We start from the raw sequence: 20010 nt of genomic DNA on the forward strand, positions 1-20010 counted from the left end.
GAGCGGGCGCTTTGGGTACCCACTGGTAATAGCTTTTCAGGGTCCCCACAAACCGCGCCAGTGATCGATGGCGGAATAAGCCCTGATCAGGGGCTTGTCCCGCCATCGGTCCTCACAGTTCGTTGATCTCGAAGTTGTCGGCAATCTCGGTGAAGAGCTTGTCGCCCTCCTTCGCCGCCCACCCCTTGGCCGGTCCCGCGACTCTCAGCCGCCAGTAGACCTTGCCGTCGTCCTTGCCGGGGACGATCAGCTCGTGGAAACGGTGGGTGATCGGGTTGGTGGAGGAGGGTGACGTGTCCTGGTAGTCGGTGATCAGCTCGGATGCCTTCGCGCCCTGGTGGTCGACCGACTTCAGGGTCACCGTGGCCTTGCCGAGCTCGGTGCCGTTGTTGCCGCCCTTTTCGTAGTGGGACTTCCAGGTCTCGCCCTTGGCGTCGAGCGTGTCCTTGTCGGCCGTCGCCAGGTCGATCCGCTCGACGTAGATGGAGAAGACGTCACTGGGGTCGTAGTACGTGATGTAGGTGGCCGAGCTGCCGGTGTCCTGCACCCGCAGATAGTCCTTGGGCACCGCTATGTCCGCCTTGAGCACCTCGCTCTCGGGGCGCACCAGGAAGCCCGCGGGGGTTCCGCCGCCGCCGAAGGGGTTGGCGAAGATCAGGACGAGCGCGACGGCGACGGCCAGCACGCCCGCACCCAGGCCGTACTGGGCCTTGCGGTTGCGGTGCAGTACAGGCGGGACCCAGACGCTGGTCCCTGTCATGCCGGTCGCGCCGGCAGCCCCGTACACCTGTGTCGCGGCGAGGGCGGCCGCGGCCGGCGGGCGCGCCACCGATTCGAGGGTCTCGCGGATCTCGGCCGCACTCGGGCGCTCGGCCGGGTTCTTGCGGAGCAGCTGCATGACCAGCGTGCCGAAGGCCCCCGAACCGCGGGCGGGCATCTGCGGCTCGGCCGAGAGGACGGCCTGGAGGGTGGAGGGGGTGTGCGAGCGGCGGTACGGGGACATGCCCTCGACGGCCGCGTACAGGACGACGCCGAGCGACCAGAGGTCCGACTCGGGGCCAGGGCGCTGCCCCAACACCCGCTCGGGGGCGATGTATTCGGGCGAACCGACGAACGCGCCCGTCTCGGTGAGGCCCTGCTCGCCCTCGACCTGCGCGATGCCGAAGTCGGTGAGGACGACGCGGCCGCCGCGGCCGAGCAGCACGTTGTCGGGCTTCACGTCGCGGTGCAGTACGCCGGCCTCGTGCGCGGCGGTGAGCGCGCCGAGGACGGCGACGCCGATGCGGGCGGCTTCCCGTACGTCCAGGGTGCCTTCCTGGAGGCGGTCGCCGAGGGACTGGCCGCGGACCAGCTCCATGACAATCCAGGGCTTGGCGTCCTCGATGACCACGTCGTGCATCGTCACAACGGAGGGGTGGTCGATCCGGGCGGCGGCACGGGCCTCGCGCTGCATGCGCAGATAGACGTTGTCGCGTTCGCGGGCGGGAAGGTTCTCGGGAACCTTCGGCTCCTTGATCGCCACATCGCGGTCGACGACCTCGTCGTGCGCACGCCAGACCGTGCCCATGCCGCCGTGGCCGAGGCGGGACAGGAGCCGGTAGCGGCCGCCGATGAGGCGTCCGGCGTCAGGATCCTGGGGCGTTTGTGCCACTTGGGTCGGCTCGTACGGTGTGCTGTTCTGCGGCGGGACCTGCGCGCCGTTCGGCTCCGGCGGGTGAAGGCCGTAGCTCGTGGGCTCGTTGGCCCGTCCCCCATCGTTGGTCATGGGCACATCCTGACCGAAAGGCGGTGGCCGATACCACTGTGGTCGGTGAGGGGATGCAAACCCGTGACAACTCAGTGCGAGACCGTGAAGGAGTCGACGGCGGTGTCGAAGTACCGCTTGGTGTCGGTGACTTTGCTGAGTGGGCCCTGAAACCAGACGCTGTACGACTGGCCGCCCTCGTCCCAGCTGAGTTCGTAGACGTGGACCGGACCGTCCGTCCTGGCTTCGCCGTCCCAGGTGTAGTCCCGGAGGGCGGCCGCGTGCCCGTTGTGCTTGGTCGCGACGACCTTTCCGTCGCGGTATCCGGGGTTGAGGTCGGGGCCGCCGGAGTTGGCGAAGGTCGCCGTGTCGAGGGGGCTGGTACCCGTGGATGCGTCCTTGAGGACGCCGAGATAGAACGCCTTGTCGGGGGTCGTGTAGTAGACGCGCTTGCCGTCGGTGGACCGGGCACTGTCAGTGGGGACTGTGACACTGAAACCAGCGGGGTCGGCGGCGGTGCGATAGCCGGTGTTCGAGGGGTCCGAGGACGGGGTGGTTTTCTGGGAGGGCTTGGGGGTGGGCGTGGGAGTGGGAGTGGGGGAGGCCGAGGCGGACCGGGTCACGGACGGGGCCGAAGTGGAGCTCTGGCCCGCACGGTTGTCCGTACCGCCGTCCTTGCCGGTGCTGTCGCCGTTGCGCAGGACGGTCAGGGCGATGCCGGCCCCTGCCAGCACCAGCACCGCTACGGCGACGACCGCGATACGGACCGACCGGCGGGACCGCGGCTGCGACGGTGTCGGCGGTGACGGGGACGGCGCCGGAGCCACTGACACGGCCAGTCTTTGCGTCGCCGTGTCCGGGGCCGGCACAGGGGTCACCGGGGCCGCACCCATGCCCGCGTACGGGCGCAACAGCCGCTCGGCGTCGGCCACATTGAGCCTGCGCGCCGGATCACGCTCCAGCAGCCCCCGTACGACAGGGAGCAGCGGCCCCGCCTCGGCCGGCGGCCGGATCTCGTCGGCGACGACCGCGTGCAGCACACCGCCCAGGGAGTCGCGGTGGAACGGGGTGCGGCCGCTCAGCGCCGCGCACAGCAGCGCGCCCAGCGACCAGAGGTCGGCCTCGGGACCCGCCTTCGCGCCCTGCATGCGTTCCGGCGCGGTGTATTCGGGCGAGCCGACGAACGCCCCGGTCTCGGTGATCGTCGTCGACCCGGCGAGCTGTGCGATCCCGAAATCGGTGAGGACAACCCGGCCGCCTTCCTCCAGGAGGATGTTGGCGGGCTTGATGTCGCGGTGCAGAACCCCGCGCGCATGGGCCGCTCCGAGCGCGCCGAGCAGCGCGAGACCGATCCGCGCCGCCTCGCCGACACCGACGGGACCCTGCGCGGTGAGCCGGTCGGCGAGCGAACCGCCGACGACCAACTCCATCACGATATAAGGGACTTCGTCCGCATCGACCACCACGTCATGCAAGACGATCACCTGCGGGTGCTTGATCTGGGCAACCGCCCGCGCCTCGCGCAGCGCGGCCGCGGCAGGTTCGTTCGCACCCAGGTGCAGCTCCTTGACCGCGACCTCGCGACCGAGCAGCTCGTCGGTGGCACGCCAGACACTGCCCATGCCGCCCCGGCCGATCCGGCCGCCGAGCCGGTAGCGCCCCGCGATCAGACGTCCGTTGTGCGTCTCCTGTGACATGACTTCTCCCCCAAGGTCACCTTCCGGCCATCATGCCGCACGCCTGGACCGCCTCGACCGCCTAGTTCGGCTGCCAGTACCGCAGGACGATGTCGAACTGCGCGCGCGTCTTCTGCCAGTCCCGCACCGGGCCCGACATGTAGATCGCGTACTCCACGCTCCCGCCGTTGACCGTGTACAGCTGGTCGATCGCGCGGCGCTTGCCCGGATGGTCCTTGGTCTCGGTCCAGGTGAACTCCCAGAGCACACCCGGGTTGTCGCGGAAGGTGTTCTCGTGCAGCGTGACCCGGTGGTACTTCGGCAGCCGGCCGAGCTGCGGTTCGATGCTGTTCACCGCGTGCATGTAGGAGTTGGGAAAGTCCGGCGCGTTGTCGACACTGATCCGTATCCGGTGGTCCCCGCCGTCGGGGGTGTAGTCGATCTGCTGGCCGTCCATCTGCCGGATCCAGCCCTTCGGCACGGCGAGCGAGACGCCGGCCGGGTCCTTGACCTTCACCCATCCCGCCGGAAGCCCGTCGGGGTTCTTCTTCGGCGGGTCCTTCTTCGGAGTGGTCTCCGTCCCCGTCCCCGGGGCGGAGGGCGCACCCTGCGTCACACCGCCTGTGCCGCCGCCGCCCGAGCCCTTGTCGTTCTGGTACTTCATGATGCCGAGGCCCACCCCGCCGCCGATCACCGCGGCCAGGACCGCACCGATCACAGCCGTACGCCAGGGGTGGCGCTTGCGGTCGCCGGCCCGCGCGGGAGCGGCGGACTCGGGGACGGTCTGCACCAGTTGGGACGTAGCCCCTTCCAGCATCTCCCTGGGCACGTTCTGCGTCGGTACAAACGCCTGCGCCTGCTTGGGCGTCCGGCCCTCCATCGCGTCGAGCAGCATGCGCTCGGCCTCGGCGGCGCTCGGCCGCTCCGCCGGGTCCTTGCGCAGGAGGGCGGTGATGACGGGGGCGAGGGGGCCGGCCTGCTGGGGCGGCGGCGGTTCCTCGTTGACGACCGCCTGGAGGGTGGAGATCGGTGACGTACGGCGGAAGGGCGAGCGCTCCTCGACGGCCGTGTAGAGCGTGGCGCCGAGCGAGAAGAGGTCGGAGGCCGGCCCCGGGGCCTCGCCCTGGACGCGTTCGGGGGCGAGGTAGTCGATGGAGCCGACGATCTCGCCGGTCCGGGTGATCTCCGAGTCGCCCTCGATCGCGGCGATCCCGAAGTCGGTGATCAGGACGCGACCGTCGCGCGCGAGCAGGATGTTGCCGGGCTTGACGTCACGGTGCAGCACACCCGCGGCGTGCGCGGCCCGGAGCGCGCCGAGGACGTGGAGGCCGATGCGGGCGGCCTCGCGCGGGGCGAGGGCTCCGCTCTCCTTCGCGGCGTCGGCGAGGGAGGGTCCGTCGACGTACTCCATGACGATCCACGGCCGGTCGTCGTACGGAATGACGTCATGGACGGTGACGACACCCGGGTGGTTGATCCGGGCGGCGGCGCGCGCCTCCTTCTGCGTCCGCGCGTGCAGCACGGTGCGGTCGGCCTCCGAGACGAACAGACCCGCCGTCAGCTCCTTTACGGCGACGGTGCGGTGCAGCACCTCGTCGTGGGCGCGCCAGACCTTGCCCATGCCCCCGCGGCCGATCAGCTCGCCCAGCCGGTAACGCCCGGCGAGCAGCAGATCCGCGCTTTCGGTGTGTCCGGTGTTCCGAGTGTGTTCCACGCGCCCTTGCCCCGTTCCTCGAAGGCCAGGTTACGGAGGGGCGTTCGGGCATGGAACCTCGGGTCGGTCTGTGATACCGCACTGTGACGCTTGCGACTACGGGGTGTTCAGGTGCCGACGCGGTAAGTCGCGCTCGCCTGCTGGTAGATCTCGGTGACCTTGTCCCGCTGGGCATCGGGGCCGATGACCTGCACGATGTGGTACTTGCCGCCGATGATCATGGCGAGGTTGCGGACGTACACCTGGCGTCCGCTGCTGTCCTGCCAGCTGAACTGCCCCTCCGCCATGGCCTGCTGGCCCACGTCGATCCGGCGCAGGCCGCTCGCCTGGGACCAGGAGGAGTCGCGGAAGGGCTGCAGCTCGCGCTCCTTGTTGTTCTGGTACGCCATCGGGTCGCTGCCGTCGGCCTTGACGGTGTCCCGGCCCGGCACGACGACCAGCTCGAAGTCCCCGCCGAGGTAACGGATTTGCCCGTTGGAGTTGGCGGCGCGGCGCGTCCACGACTTGTCGACGGCTATCCGGAAGCCGGCGGGGTCGTTGCGCAGGCCGTATCCGGCGGGGAGACGGGAGTCGCTCTCGGTGGACGGGGTGTTCTGCGGCGGTGAGCTGCTCTCCGGCGCGGAACTGGGGGTGGCGGACGCGGTCGGCGTGGGTTTGGGCGCGGGTGCGCTGCCGACCTTCTGCTGCCCGTCGTCGTCGGATGCCTTGGGCATGAACTTCATCGCGTACACGAGGGCGGCGATCAGGACGACGAGGATCACGACGAGCAGCATCCGCCCCAGCGAACGGGGCTTGCGCTGCGTCCGCTGCGCCTTCGGTGCCCGCTGTGCCCTCTGCGCCTTCTCCGCCTTCGGCAGCCGCTGCCTGCCGTGCTGCTGGCGGTGGCGTCCGTGCGCGGTGGCCACCGGCTGGCGGGACCCGCGCTTCTTCCTCCGTACGAGCTCGCCCCTGCGCCGGATCACCGGGAGTTTCGTCGCGTCGGCGGCAGGCAGCGGCACGACCTGCTGTCCGGCCTCCGGCTCGGGAGCCGACCTGACGAGCGAACGCAGCCAGCCGCGGAGCTCCTCGACGTCCGGACGTTCGGTGGGGTCCTGGCGCAGCAGGGACTCGACGACGGGCCGGAGCGGGCCGCACTCCTCGGCGAAGGCGGGCGGCTCGGCACAGACCAGCTGTACGAGTTCGGCGGCGCTCTCCTCGGGATAGGGGGCATGGCCCTGCACGGCCCGGAACAGCAGCGCGCCGAGCGCCCAGAGGTCGGTGGCGGGCCCGACGGGGGCGGCCAGCTGCCAGTTCTCGTGCACGGGGCCCGCCTGCTCGGGCGCCCACCGCTCGGTGACGGCCCCCACCACGGTGATCCGCGCCTGCCGGGCGCGCTCGGCGGCCAGCGGTGTGGCCGGGCCGCTGCGGGGGCGGGTGCTGCCGGGGGCTGCGGGCGCCTCGTCCCAGCGTCCGGTGTGCGCGGGGGGCTCCGGCACGGCCGGGGTCCCGGGCCCGGGCCCTGCTGCCTGCCGCAACTCGTCGGCGTGCATCCCCTCGCCGACTCCGGAGCGGCCGGAGCGGGGTGCGGCCCCGTGCCAACTGCCCGCGCCGCTGCCGCCACCGCGCGCCTCGTCGCTCCAGGTGCCGGCCAGTTCGGCACGGCGCGGGGGCGGCGGCCCGGGGGGCGCGGCCGGGGGCACCTGCTCGACGGGGCCGTAGGGGCTGCCCGCCGCGGGTCCGTATCCGGGCGGCAGAGCCGGGGGCAGCTCCGCGGCGCGGGCGGCGGCCCGGGCGCCCGCGCGGTACGCGGCTATGGCCCCGGCGCGCGCGGCGCGCGGATCCTCGGCCGCCTGCTGCTCGACGGGCGGGGCCAGCGCGGCCTGCCGCGCGGCGGCACCGGCCTCCTCCTCCGCCTCGCCGTCATCCTCTTCGGGCGGTACGGGGTCGTACCCGCACAGCGCCTCCTCGGCCGCGCCCGACGCGAGTCCGGTCAGCACGACACGTCCGTCGTCGCAGATCAGCACCGTGCGGGCGGTGATGTTCCGGTGGGTCCAGCCATGAACATGCAGGGCCCGTAAGGCAGTCAGCACATCGGAAGCGATCTCGGCGGCCCGGTACGGGTTCAGCGGCCGCTCGGCCAGCAGTGCGGCCAGCGGTCGTGCGGCGACGAGCTCACTGACGATCCACAGCGAACCGCCCTCGGCGAAGACGTCGAAGACCTGGTCGAGGCGCGGATGATCGGGAATCCGGGCGGCCGCCTCGGCGGCCTCGATGGCACGCCGTACGACAGGATCGGCGGCCCGCAGGGTCGTGCGCCCCTGGCCGACGCCCTGCCGGGGTCCTGGCACCCCGCCCCCGTCGAGCATCTCCGCCTCGACGACCTCGGGCAACGGCAGCTGGCGGACCAGCACTTCCTGCCCGCTGTAGGTGTCGAAGCCGCGGGTCTCGACCAGTTCGAAGGCGTCGGAGGGCGGCAGCGGAAGCCGGTACCGGTCAGCGAGCACCCGACCCGCATACTCGTCCACGACGCCTCCCCCTGAGGTCTCGTGCGGTCAAATCCAGTCGCTCTGCGACCCGTTGTCGTTACTTAAGGGCCGTGGGCACTCACGATACGTGTTTCCCCCCGCTCCGGGCCCGGACTACGAATCTGCCGGTGAAACTGCTCCGCTCAGGACTTCGGCTCGAAGGTCGTGGCGAAGGTCTTCCAGGTCTCGCTGCGCTCGGAGCTGCCCCAGTCGGCGGCCCGCGCGGTGTACATCAGCCCGTAACCGAGCTTGCTGTTGACGACGAACCCGCGGTCCACGGACCGGAACTTCGTCCCGTTGTCCTGATAGGTGAACTCCCAGTCGGCCGTGTTCCAGCCGCGGTAATCCACCTTCTCTATTCGCACCCGCTCGTACCTGTCCCGGACCATGTACGACTCCTGGGACTTCCAGTCGGCCACCGGGTCGCTCTTCGGGGTCGTCGTCCACCCCACCAGCAGCTTCTGCCCGCCCGGGCCGGTGAAGCGTGCACCGGCGGATCCGGTGGACTGGTACTTCCAGCCCTTCGGCAGCCCGATGGAGAACCCCTGGTCGTGGTGGTACGTGGTGACGGCGGCATCCCCGCCGCCCGCGTTCTCGCCGCCGGGGTCGGAGCTCGCGCCGGAGCTCTCCGGGGCGGACGGAGTCTCGCCGGTCCCCTGACCGCCGCCCTTCCCCGAGTTGTCCTTCTCCTCGTCCTTGCCCTTGCCCTTGCCTTCGCCCTTCCCGGACGACGCACCGGCGGACGAAGAGGCCGTGACGGCAGGCGACTTCCCCTTGTCGCCCTTGTCGTCCCCGCCGAGCGTGAACGCCAATATCGTCCCCAGCACCGCCAGCGCGACGACGACCGCGGCGATCACCAGGGTGCGCCGCGGTACGACGTCGGTGAGCGAGGCCCGCACCGGCGTGGTCCGCGCGGGAGGAACAACAGCACCCGCGCCCGGAGCCGCAGCCGCAGCCGGGACCGCCTTCTCGTTCCGTACGGACTTCAGCGCACTGCGCAGCCGCTCGGCGGCCGCATCGGCGGTCTCCTTGGCCGACTTGCCGGTCTTCGCAGGCCGTACGGGCTTCTTCTTCTCCTCCGGCACCGGCGGCAGCGGAACGACCCGCGTCGCGTCCGCCGGCACCTCCGCCGTCTTCGCCGCCACCTCGGGCGCGTTGACGATCTCGGTCAGGAGCGCCCGCGCACCGGCGTCGTCGAGCCGCTGGTCCGGGTCCTTGGCGAGCAGGCCGTAGATGACCTCTTCCAACGGGCCCGCGTTCTTCGGCGGATCGAGCGGCTCGGTCATCACCGCGGTCAGGGTCGCGATCGCCGAGCCCTTGTCGTACGGCGGCACGCCTTCGACGCTCGCGTACAGCAGCCCGCCCAGCGACCACAGGTCCGCAGGGGGCCCCGGCTTGTGCCCGCGGGCCCGCTCGGGCGAGATGTACGAGGGGGCTCCCACGAGCATTCCGGTCGAGGTGACCGACGGGTCGCCCTCGACCTGCGCGATCCCGAAGTCGGTCAGGACGACCCGGCCGTCCTCCGCGATCAGCACGTTGGACGGCTTCACGTCACGGTGCAGGATCCCCTCGCGGTGCGCGGCGCGCAGCACGTCCAGGATCGCGAGGCCGACCTCGGCCGCACGCCGGGGCGTCAGCACGCCGTCCTCGCGGACCCGTTCGGCGAGCGATCCGCCCTCGACGAGCTCCATGACGATCCACGGCCGGTCGTCCTCGTCCACGACGTCGTAGACCGTGACGGCCCCGCTGTTACGGATCCGGGCGATCGCCTTCGCCTCACGCAGCGTCCGCGTGATGAGACGGCGCTTCTCGTCGTCGTCGATGGCCGAGGGGAACCGCAGTTCCTTCACGGCGACGGTGCGGCCCAGCGTCTCGTCCACGGCCCGCCAGACCGTGCCCATGCCGCCCTTGCCGAGCACCTCTCCGAGCCGGTACCGCCCAGCCAGGAGACGCCCCTCGGTGTCCTTCGCCTGCTCCGCCTCCGACATGCGTCCCCTCTGCGATCAACCCGCCCTGGCAGAGCGTCCATTGTCTCTCACTCCGCGACCGATGACGGCCCCGGGTCCACGCCCACCCGCACAACCGGCACACAAGAGGCCCACCATGCCCCCACCAGGGGAACCCCCACCGCGCTCACGGCCCGCAGGCGCCCCGTGCCCCAACTCCCCACGCACTCGCCCCGTGGTCCATCATGACCCTGCCGAAGGGATCCCCACCGTGCCCGTCCCCACGCCATCTCCCTGCTCCTCACTGCTTCCCCGCCTGCTCGTCCCCGCCCTGCTCGCTGCCTCGCTCCTGGGTGCGGCCGCCTCGGCCACGTCCCCCGAGCCGGGCCCCTCCCCCAGCACCACCGCCCTCTCGCGCCTGGTCTCCGCGGGGACCGCCCCGGCGGCGGCGCTCCTCTCCCAGAGCCCCTCCACCGGCTCCCGCTTCGTCACCACGGGTCCCGCCGTCCGCCGCACCGACCACTTCCGGGCCGGCAGCATCACCAAGACCTTCGTCGCGACGGTCGTCCTCCAACTCGCCGCCGAGCACAAGCTCCGCCTCTCCGACACCGTCGAGAGCCACCTCCCGAACCTCGTCCGCGGCCACGGCAACGACGGCCGCCGGATCACACTGCGCGCCCTGCTCTCCCACACAGCGGGCCTGTACGACTACACCCACTCCACCGCCGCCCGTGCTTCGGCTCCGCGTACCCCCCTTGCCGCCCTCCACACCGCCCTGGCGCACTCCCCGACCCGTATCGGCTCCTACGCGTACTCCAACACCGACTACGTGCTCCTCGGGCTGGTCGTCCACCAGGTCACCGGTCGCTCCTATGCGGCCGAGGTCACCCGCCGCATCCTCACCCCCCTGCATCTCACGGGCACTTCGTTCCCCGGCGCCCGCCGCACCCTCCCCTCCCCGTACGGCCGCTCCTACTCCCTCAGCGCCCCCGGCCGGGACGCCACCACCCTGGTCGACCCCCGCACCGCGGGCGCCGCCGGCGAGCTCATATCGACCCTCGCCGACCTGAACCACTTCTACTCAGCCCTCCTCGGCGGCCGCCTCCTCCCCGCCCCGGCCCTGGCCGACCTCCTCAACACCACGCCCGCCCAGGGCCGCTACGGACTCGGCGTCTTTCCCCAGCGGCTCAGCTGCGGCCGCACCGTCTGGGGGCACAACGGCCGCATCACCGGCAGTTACGTCCGCACCGCCACCACCGGGGACGGCCGCCACACCGTCACGTTCCGCCTCAACTCGGACACCGAACCGGCCCCCTCGCTCGAACGAGCCGTCCTGGAAGCCGAGTTCTGCCCCTGAAGCCTCAAGGGGTGTCCAGCGGCACGATGTCCGGAGCCCCGAGCCGCGCCGCGTCCGCCGTGAGATCGTCCGGCTGCCGCTGCGACTCCCGCTCCGCCTCGACCCGCTTCTCGTAGTGCTCGACCTCCTTCTCGATCTGCTCCTTGTCCCAGCCGAGCACCTTCGCCATCAACTCGGCCGCCTCCCGCGCACTGCGCGTCCCCCGGTCGAAGGTCTCGATCGAGATCCTCGTGCGCCGGGTGAGTACGTCGTCGAGGTGCCGGGCCCCTTCGTGCGAGGCCGCGTACACGACCTCGGCCCGCAGATAGTCGTCGGCGCCGCCCAGCGGATCCGCCAGCGACGGATCCCCCGCGATCAGCTCGAAGACCTCCTCGACCATCGACCCGTACCGATTCAACAGGTGCTCGACGCGCGCCACATGGAGCCCCGTCCGCACCGCGATCCGCGCCCGCGCGTTCCACAGGGCGTTGTATCCCTCGGCTCCCATCAGCGGCACGTTCTCCGTGACGCACTCGGCGACCCGCTGGTCCAGCGCGTGCACGGCCTCGTCCACCGCGTCCTTCGCCATCACCCGGTACGTCGTGTACTTGCCGCCCGCCACCACCACGAGCCCCGGCACGGGATGCGCCACCGTGTGCTCCCGCGAGAGCTTGCTCGTGGCATCGGACTCCCCGGCCAGCAGCGGCCGCAGCCCCGCGTACACCCCCTGCACGTCGTCCCGCGTCAGCGGCACCGCAAGCACCGAGTTCACATGCTCAAGCAGATAGTCGATGTCCGCACTCGACGCCGCCGGATGCGCCTTGTCCAGGTCCCAGTCCGTGTCGGTCGTCCCCACGATCCAGTGCCGGCCCCAGGGGATCACGAACAGAACGGACTTCTCCGTCCGCAGGATCAGCCCGGTCGTCGAGTGGATCCGGTCCTTCGGCACCACCAGATGAATGCCCTTGGACGCCCGCACATGGAACTGCCCGCGCTCCCCGATCAGCGCCTGAGTGTCGTCCGTCCACACCCCGGTCGCGTTCACGACCTGCTTGGCCCGGATCTCGTACTCCCCGCCCGCCTCCACGTCCTTCACCCGGGCCCCCACGACCCGCTCGCCCTCCCGCAGGAACCCGATCACCCGCGCCCGGTTCGCCACATGGGCCCCGTAGCTCGCCGCCGTCCGCACCAGCGTCGCCACATAGCGCGCGTCGTCCATCTGCGCGTCGTAGTACTGCAACGCCCCGACCAGGGCGTCCTTCTTCAGCGCGGGAGCCACCCGCAGCGCGTGCTTGCGCGTCAGATGCCGGTGCGCGGGAAGTCCGCGCCCGTGCCCCGAGGAGACCGACATGGCGTCGTACAGCGCCACCCCGCTCCCCGCATACCACCGCTCCCAGCCCTTGTGCTGGAGCGGATAGAGGAACGCCACCGGCTTCACCAGATGCGGGGCCAGCCGCTCGAGCAGCAGCCCCCGCTCCTTCAGCGCCTCCCGTACGAGCGCGAAGTCCAGCATCTCCAGATAGCGCAGCCCGCCGTGGATCAGCTTGCTCGACCGGCTGGACGTCCCCGACGCCCAGTCCCGCGCCTCCACGAGCCCCGTCGAGAGCCCCCGGGTCACCGCATCCAGCGCCGTCCCCGCGCCCACCACTCCCGCGCCGACGACCAGCACGTCCAGTTCCCGCTCGGCCATCCCGGCGAGCGCAGCCGCGCGCTCCTCGGGTCCCAGTGTCGCTGTCCTCACTGCTGCCTCCCGTAGATCGGGGTGGTCCGGCTCAGGTCACTTCTCAGTGCATCGCGAGTGCATCGCGCTTCCGTACATCCACGATTCTGTCCGTACCCACCGACATCGGCCACCGCCTGTGGATAACACTCGGACACCCCAGACCGGCCCAATCCCGCATATCGGTCATATTTACTCCTAACCTGACATAGCGATGTCCACAGGGGTTGCGCGACGACCCCGCTCCGGCTATTGGGAAGGACGGCCCACCGCCATGCCCGCAGATCTCGCCGTCATCGGACTCGGTCACCTCGGTCTCCCCCTCGCCCAGGCCGCCGTAGCGACCGGCATCGACACCATCGGCTACGACACCGATCCACACCGCCTCGCGGGGCTCGCCGCCGACCGCACCCACCACGCGGACATCCGCCGCCTCCTCTCCGGCGGCTTCCGCCCCATCACCGATCCGGCCGAACTGGGCCGAGTGCGTACCGCCGTCATCTGCGCCCCCACCCCCCTGGGCGCCGACCGCGCCCTCGACCTGACCGATGTCGCCGACGCCGCCCGCGCGCTGGCCGCCCGGCTGCGCCCGCACACCACCGTCATCCTCGAATCCCCCGTCTACCCGGGCACCACCGAGGAATTCCTCCGCCCCCTCCTCGAAGAGGGCTCGGGCCTGCGCGCCGGCCGCGACTTCCACCTGGCCTACTCCCCCACCCGCCAGGACCCCGGCAGCCGCGCGCACACGTACGCATCGACACCCAAGGTCATCGGCGGCCTCACCCCCGCCTGCACCGAGTCGGCCGCCGCCTTCTACGGCCGCCTGACCGACAAGGTCGTCCGCGCCCGCGGTCTGCGCGAGGCCGAGATGACCAAGCTCCTCGAATCGAACTACCGCCACGTCAACATCGCCCTGGTCAACGAGATGGCCGTCCTCTGCCACGAGATGGGCGTCGACCTCTGGGACGTCATCCGCTGCGCCGAGACCAAGCCCTTCGGCTTCCAGCCGTTCCGCCCCGGCCCCGGCGTCGGCGGCCACGGCGTCCCCATGGACCCCTCGTACCGCCCGCCCACCGGCGGCGGCGCACTGCGCATGGTCGGCCTGGCCCAGGACATCAACAACCGCATGCCGCAGTACGCCGTCCAGCGCTGCGCCACCCTCCTCAACGAGCACGGCAAATCCGCCCGCGGCGCCCGCGTCCTGCTCCTCGGCGTCACCTACAAGCCGGACCTCGCCGACCAGGAGGGCTCCGCCGCCCCCGAGATCGCCCGCCGCCTGATGGACCTCGGCGCCTCCGTCAGCTACCACGACCCGCACGTCCCCGACTGGCGCGTCCACACCGTCCCGGTCCCCCGCGCGGACTCCCTCTACGAGGCCGCGGCGGCGGCCGACCTGACCGTCCTGCTGCAGAACCACCGCACGTACGACCTGCAGGGCCTCTCGGTCAAGGCCCAGCTCCTCCTGGACACCAGAGGAGCCTCCCCGGCCGGGGCAGCGCACCGGCTCTGACCCCTGCTACTCTGCGGCGTTCACATCTCGCACACACGTGCGTTTACGTCCCAGGGGGATCTCCATGAGCCAGCCGACGCCGCCACCGTCCCAACCGTCCGAGCCGCAGCAGGGCGCCTTCGGCTTCCCTGCCGCCCCGGTCCCCGCACCTGCCCCGGCACCCCGCCCCACCAACTTCGCGGGCGGTGTCCTCGCCGCGTTCGCCGTGGCGGTGTTCGGCGCGATCCTGTACGGCATCATCGCGAACGCCATCGACCGCGAAATCGGCTACGCGGCCGTCGGCCTCGGCTTCCTCGTCGGCCTCACCGCCTGCAAGGTCGGCGGACGCAGCGTCTGGCTGTTCGTCTGGGCCGCCGTGTTCTCCCTGGCCGGCACGTACTTCGGACAGCTCGTGGCCGTCGCACTGGCCCTCTCCGACATCACGGGCGCCCCGTCGGTGACGGACATCTTCCTCTCTCACTTCGGCGTCCTCAACGACGCCTGGGGCGAGGTCCTGAGCGCGATGCGCTTCGTCTTCATCGCCCTCGGCGCGGTCGGCGCGTACGCCGGCGCCAAGAAGGCCAACGGCTGACCCGCACCACCACACAGGGCCCGCAACGCACCCGCGTCGCGGGCCCTTCGCCGTGCCCGCGGACTGCCGCCCCCACAGCCCCCGTTGATAGCTTGGCTCCTCACCACTACCTGTCCTCGGGGGATACGCCATGAGCCAGCCCTGGCAGCAGCCGCAGCAGCCGCCCCAGCCCAACCCCAACAACCCCTACCTCCAGGCCCCCGCCCAGCCGTCCGCACCGCCCCAGATGCCCCCGGCCCCGCCGCAGGGCTACCCGCAGCAGCCGATGCAGCCGGGCTTCCCCCAGCAACAGCAGCCCTACCCCGGCGGCTTCCCCCAGCAGCTGCCGTACCCCGGAGGCCCCCAGCAGCCCCGCTCCGGCAGCCCCGTGGGCGCCGTCTTCCTCGGCCTGCTGGTCTCCTTCGTCCTCGCGGCGATCTACGCGGGCATCTGGTTCGCCACGTACAAGGACATGGATTCGGACAGCGCCGTCCGGGGCCTCTACTTCGGGCACGCCGTCATCAACGGCGCACTCACCGGCCTGATCGTCGGCATGGTGGCAGGCCGGAGCAACGGCGCCCACGTCGGCGCCGGGATCATCGCCGCGCTCGGTGCCTTCTTCGGCTTCGCCAACGGGTACGTGTGCATCTTGTTCGACCAGCCCAACGGGGACTTCATCCTCAAACACACCCCCCTCCTCCCGGCCAAGGCCTGGTGGGCGACCGGCGGAGAGGTCAGCGACCACCTGCTCTCCGTCCTCGGTGTCCTGCTCGCCGGAGGAATCGCCTGGGGCCTGGCCGCCGCCGTGGGCCGTCGCCGCTGATCGCACGACGAAGGGCCCGCACCACAAGGTGCGGGCCCTTCGTCTACCCCTGAAACATCAGCGCTTGTGCTGCGCGTCCGCCACCGTCACCTCGACGCGCTGGAACTCCTTGAGCTCGCTGTAGCCCGTCGTCGCCATCGAGCGCCGCAGCGCGCCGAAGAAGTTCATCGACCCGTCCGGCGTGTGCGAGGGACCGGTCAGGATCTCCTCGGTCGTGCCGACGATGCCCAGGTCCACGAGCTTTCCGCGCGGTACGTCCTCGTGCACGGCCTCCATGCCCCAGTGGTGACCCTTGCCGGGCGCATCCGTGGCACGGGCCAGCGGGGAGCCGATCATCACCGAGTCGGCACCGCAGGCGATCGCCTTCGGCAGGTCGCCGGACCAGCCGACGCCACCGTCCGCGATGACGTGCACGTACCGGCCGCCGGACTCGTCCATGTAGTCACGGCGCGCGGCGGCCACATCGGCCACGGCGGTCGCCATCGGGACCTGGATACCGAGCACGTTACGCGTCGTGTGCGCGGCCCCGCCGCCGAAGCCGACCAGCACACCGGCCGCGCCCGTACGCATCAGGTGCAGGGCGGCGGTGTAGGTCGCGCACCCGCCCACGATGACCGGAACGTCCAGCTCGTAGATGAACTGCTTCAGATTCAGCGGCTCGGCAGCACCCGAGACGTGCTCGGCCGAAACAGTGGTCCCACGGATCACAAAAATGTCCACGCCGGCGTCCACGACGGCCTTGGAGAACTGCGCGGTGCGCTGCGGGGAGAGCGCGGCGGCGGTGACCACACCCGAGTCGCGCACCTCCTTGATGCGCTGCCCGATCAGCTCTTCCTTGATCGGGGCGGCGTAGAGCTCCTGGAGGCGACGGGTCGCGTTCGCCTCGTCGAGCTCGTCGGCGATCTCGTCGAGCAGCGGCTGCGGGTCCTCGTACCGGGTCCACAGGCCCTCGAGGTTCAGTACGCCGAGGCCGCCCATCTCGCCGATGCGGATCGCCGTCTGCGGTGAGACGACCGAGTCCATCGGGGCCGCCAGGAACGGAAGCTCGAAGCGGTAGGCGTCGATCTGCCAGGCGATCGAGACCTCCTTCGGGTCCCGGGTGCGCCGGCTCGGCACGATGGCGATGTCGTCGAACGCGTACGCCCTGCGGCCGCGCTTGCCGCGCCCGATCTCGATCTCAGTCACGATGTGTGGCCTTTCCCTCTACGTCTGCCGTTCCAGTATCCCCGACACGCGCGCGGAAGCCCGCGGGCCGTCCGGCCTGCGGGCTTCCGCATACGTCCTGCTACGTCACTGCCTGCTGTCAGCGCCTGGTGTAGTTCGGCGCTTCGACCGTCATCTGGATGTCGTGCGGGTGGCTCTCCTTGAGCCCCGCCGAGGTGATCCGTACGAATCGGCCCTTGGACTCCATCTCGTCGACCGAGGCGGCGCCCACATACCCCATCGTCTGGCGCAGTCCGCCGACGAGCTGGTGCAGCACGTTGGCGAGCGGGCCGCGGTACGGGACCTGGCCCTCGATGCCCTCGGGGACGAGCTTGTCGTCGGAGGACACCTCGGCCTGGAAGTAACGGTCCTTCGAGTACGAGCGACCCTGCCCGCGCGACTGCATGGCGCCGAGCGAGCCCATGCCGCGGTACGACTTGAACTGCTTGCCGTTGATGAACAGCAGCTCGCCCGGGGACTCCTCGCAGCCCGCGAGCAGCGACCCCAGCATCACGCTGTCCGCACCGGCGGCCAGCGCCTTGCCGATGTCGCCCGAGTACTGCAGGCCGCCGTCGCCGATGACCGGGACGCCCGCCGCACGGGCGGCCAGCGCGGCCTCGTAGATCGCGGTGACCTGCGGGACGCCGATGCCGGCGACCACACGCGTCGTACAGATCGAGCCGGGGCCGACACCGACCTTGACGCCGTCGACGCCGGCGTCGATCAGGGCCTGGGCGCCGTCGCGGGTCGCGACGTTGCCGCCGATGACGTCCACGTTCACGGCGGACTTGATCTTCGCCATCCAGTTGAGGGCGTTGCTGTTGTGGCCGTGCGAGGTGTCGACGATCAGGAAGTCGACCCCGGCACCGGCCAGCGCCTGGGCGCGGTCGAGCGCCTCGGGGCTCGCGCCGACGGCGGCACCGACGAGCAGCCGGCCCTTGGCGTCCTTGGCCGCGTTCGGGTACTGCTCGGCCTTCTTGAAGTCCTTGACCGTGATGAGGCCCTTGAGGATGCCCGCCTCGTCGAGCAGCGGAAGCTTCTCGATCTTGTGGCGGCGCAGCAGCTCCATGGCGTCCACGCCGGAGATGCCGACCCGGCCGGTGACCAGCGGCATCGGCGTCATGACCTCGCGCACCTGGCGCGTACGGTCCGACTCGAAGGCCATGTCGCGGTTGGTGACGATGCCCAGCAGCTTGCCGGACGGGTCGGTGACCGGGACGCCGCTGATACGGAACTTGGCGCACAGCGCGTCGGCCTCGCCGAGCGTGGCGTCGGGGCTGACCGTGATCGGGTCGGTGACCATGCCGGACTCGGAGCGCTTCACGAGGTCGACCTGGTTGACCTGGTCCTCGACAGACAGGTTGCGGTGCAGTACGCCGACGCCGCCCTGACGGGCCATGGCGATGGCCATGCGGGCCTCGGTCACCTTGTCCATCGCGGCGGAGAGCAGCGGGATGTTCACGCGTACGTTCCGCGAGATGAGCGACGAGGTGTCGACCGCGTTGGGCAGCACTTCAGATGCGCCCGGCAGCAGCAGCACGTCGTCGTATGTCAGCCCGAGCGTCGCGAATTTCTCGGGCACTCCGTCGACGTTTGCAGTCATGACACCTTCCCCAAATGGCCTTGATCGGTGCGGATGTCCATGCTAACGGGCTCCGGGGGTGTCACATTCCACGATCAAGATCACGGACGGATTCTGGAGCTTCCTACTGCTCCGCCAGGGCCCTCAGCCGGCTGAGGGCCCGGTGCTGTGCGACCCGCACCGCGCCCGGGGACATGCCCAGCATCTGTCCGGTCTCCTCCGCGGTCAGACCGACAGCGACCCGCAGTACCAGCAGTTCGCGCTGGTTGTCGGGAAGGTTGGCGAGGAGCTTCTTGGCCCACTCCGCGTCGCTGCTGAGCAGCGCCCGCTCCTCGGGTCCCAGGGAATCGTCGGGCCGCTCGGGCATCTCGTCCGAGGGCACCGCGGTCGATCCCGGGTGGCGCATGGCCGCGCGCTGCAGGTCGGCGACCTTGTGCGTGGCGATCGCGAAGACGAACGCCTCGAAGGGCCGACCGGTGTCCTTGTAGCGCGGCAGCGCCATCAGCACGGCGACGCAGACCTCCTGCGCCAGGTCCTCCACGAAGTGACGAGCATCACCGGGCAGCCGGCTGAGCCGGGTGCGGCAGTAGCGCAGCGCGAGGGGGTGGACATGGGCGAGAAGATCATGGGTGGCCCGCTCGTCGCCCTCGACGGCGAGGTGGACAAGGGCACCGATCGGCCCCTGGGCACCCGCAGCCTCGTCGTCGCGCATCGGATCATGGTGCACGGGCGCGGAACCATCCGCTGCACCGCGTCCGTAGTTGTGCACTGAAGCGTTATGAGCAGGTGCGCCGGAACTCATCTCCTGCGCCCTCCCCTCTCGCTGGCCCTGCTCGCTCGACTCGTCCCCGAGGAACTCCACACCCTCAAGGATGCGGCATCGCGCGGGAAACGTGGTGTGCGGGCGTCCGCCGTTCCTCCGGAGAGGGACGCCGACCGCCCGCACCAGCGCATTCAGCGCACCAGACCCCAGCGGAAACCGAGCGCGACGGCGTGCGCGCGGTCCGAGGCGCCCAGCTTCTTGAAGAGCCTGCGCGCGTGGGTCTTGACCGTGTCCTCGGAGAGGAACAGCTCGCGGCCGATCTCGGCGTTCGAGCGGCCGTGGCTCATGCCTTCGAGCACCTGGATCTCGCGCGCGGTGAGCGTGGGCGCGGCACCCATCTCGGCCGAGCGCAGCCGCCGCGGGGCGAGCCGCCAGGTCGGGTCGGCGAGCGCCTGGGTGACCGTCGCGCGCAGTTCGGCGCGCGAGGCGTCCTTGTGCAGATAGCCGCGGGCACCGGCGGCGACCGCGAGCGCGACCCCGTCGAGGTCCTCCGCGACGGTCAGCATGATGATCCGGGCGCCCGGGTCTGCCGAGAGCAGCCGCCGCACGGTCTCGACGCCGCCCAGACCGGGCATGCGTACGTCCATCAGAATCAGGTCCGAACGGTCGGCACCCCAGCGGCGGAGGACTTCCTCACCGTTGGCGGCCGTCGTCACACGCTCGACGCCGGGCACGGTCGCGACCGCGCGGCGGAGCGCCTCTCGGGCAAGCGGGGAGTCGTCGCAGACGAGGACGGATGTCATGACTCTCGTCCTCCGCGGCTCTCACAGCTACTGCGCGTCACCTTGAGCCTCCAGGCTGAATACAAATCGTCACCTGTGCGGTCGACACCCTCGGACACCTGCCCGAGCGCTTGTTGTTTCAACCGCCACACACACT

Annotated in this window: 14 protein-coding genes; 4 read left to right on the top strand and 10 right to left on the bottom strand. The window is 70.9% G+C overall.

What is annotated here, in order from left to right; all coding sequences use genetic code 11:
* Positions 1-112: 112 nt before the first annotated feature.
* From OG707_RS15305 to OG707_RS15325, 5 genes are all read right to left on the bottom strand, one after another.
* Complete coding sequence (locus OG707_RS15305; RefSeq protein WP_329118471.1) at positions 113-1765, bottom strand: serine/threonine-protein kinase; 1653 nt, start codon at positions 1763-1765, stop codon at positions 113-115.
* Positions 1766-1836: 71 nt separating this feature from the next.
* Entirely contained in the window at positions 1837-3441 is a 1605-nt protein-coding gene (locus OG707_RS15310) for a serine/threonine-protein kinase (RefSeq protein ID WP_329118472.1), read from the bottom strand.
* 61 nt (positions 3442-3502) lie between these two features.
* The gene (locus OG707_RS15315; RefSeq protein WP_329118474.1) at positions 3503-5134 is read right to left on the bottom strand and encodes a serine/threonine-protein kinase; all 1632 of its coding nucleotides are present in this window, start codon (positions 5132-5134) and stop codon (positions 3503-3505) included.
* A gap of 107 nt (positions 5135-5241) precedes the next feature.
* Complete coding sequence (locus tag OG707_RS15320; protein ID WP_329118476.1) at positions 5242-7638, bottom strand: protein kinase; 2397 nt, start codon at positions 7636-7638, stop codon at positions 5242-5244.
* A 143-nt stretch (positions 7639-7781) separates the two neighbouring features.
* Positions 7782-9626: a serine/threonine-protein kinase gene (locus OG707_RS15325; protein WP_329118477.1), complete on the bottom strand. Its 1845-nt coding sequence runs from the start codon at positions 9624-9626 to the stop codon at positions 7782-7784.
* A 229-nt stretch (positions 9627-9855) separates the two neighbouring features.
* Here OG707_RS15325 and OG707_RS15330 point away from each other — a divergent pair, with 229 nt between their 5' ends.
* Positions 9856-10941 (top strand): serine hydrolase domain-containing protein, encoded by a 1086-nt coding sequence (locus tag OG707_RS15330; RefSeq protein WP_443071337.1) that lies wholly within the window; start codon positions 9856-9858, stop codon positions 10939-10941.
* A gap of 4 nt (positions 10942-10945) precedes the next feature.
* Here OG707_RS15330 and OG707_RS15335 read toward each other — a convergent pair whose 3' ends face one another.
* Positions 10946-12661, bottom strand: a complete 1716-nt coding sequence (locus OG707_RS15335; RefSeq protein ID WP_329118478.1) for a glycerol-3-phosphate dehydrogenase/oxidase — start codon at positions 12659-12661, stop codon at positions 10946-10948.
* A 253-nt stretch (positions 12662-12914) separates the two neighbouring features.
* Between OG707_RS15335 and OG707_RS15340 the strand changes: the two genes are divergently transcribed.
* From OG707_RS15340 to OG707_RS15350, 3 genes are all read left to right on the top strand, one after another.
* Positions 12915-14150, top strand: coding sequence for a nucleotide sugar dehydrogenase (locus OG707_RS15340; protein WP_329118480.1), 1236 nt, complete (start codon positions 12915-12917; stop codon positions 14148-14150).
* Positions 14151-14214: 64 nt separating this feature from the next.
* Positions 14215-14721, top strand: a complete 507-nt coding sequence (locus OG707_RS15345) for a hypothetical protein (protein WP_329118482.1) — start codon at positions 14215-14217, stop codon at positions 14719-14721.
* A gap of 130 nt (positions 14722-14851) precedes the next feature.
* Positions 14852-15523, top strand: coding sequence for a hypothetical protein (locus tag OG707_RS15350; RefSeq protein ID WP_329118485.1), 672 nt, complete (start codon positions 14852-14854; stop codon positions 15521-15523).
* 57 nt (positions 15524-15580) lie between these two features.
* Here OG707_RS15350 and OG707_RS15355 read toward each other — a convergent pair whose 3' ends face one another.
* The 4 genes from OG707_RS15355 to OG707_RS15370 form a co-directional block, all read right to left on the bottom strand.
* Positions 15581-16708, bottom strand: coding sequence for a GuaB3 family IMP dehydrogenase-related protein (locus OG707_RS15355; protein ID WP_329118487.1), 1128 nt, complete (start codon positions 16706-16708; stop codon positions 15581-15583).
* Between the two features lie 118 nt (positions 16709-16826).
* Entirely contained in the window at positions 16827-18329 is a 1503-nt protein-coding gene (gene guaB / locus OG707_RS15360) for an IMP dehydrogenase (protein ID WP_329118489.1), read from the bottom strand.
* Between the two features lie 103 nt (positions 18330-18432).
* Positions 18433-19020: a sigma-70 family RNA polymerase sigma factor gene (locus tag OG707_RS15365; RefSeq protein ID WP_329118491.1), complete on the bottom strand. Its 588-nt coding sequence runs from the start codon at positions 19018-19020 to the stop codon at positions 18433-18435.
* A 242-nt stretch (positions 19021-19262) separates the two neighbouring features.
* Complete coding sequence (locus OG707_RS15370) at positions 19263-19874, bottom strand: response regulator transcription factor (RefSeq protein ID WP_003948568.1); 612 nt, start codon at positions 19872-19874, stop codon at positions 19263-19265.
* Positions 19875-20010 lie beyond the last annotated feature (136 nt).

The sequence above is a fragment of the Streptomyces sp. NBC_01465 genome, assembly GCF_036227325.1.
Classification (GTDB): domain Bacteria; phylum Actinomycetota; class Actinomycetes; order Streptomycetales; family Streptomycetaceae; genus Streptomyces.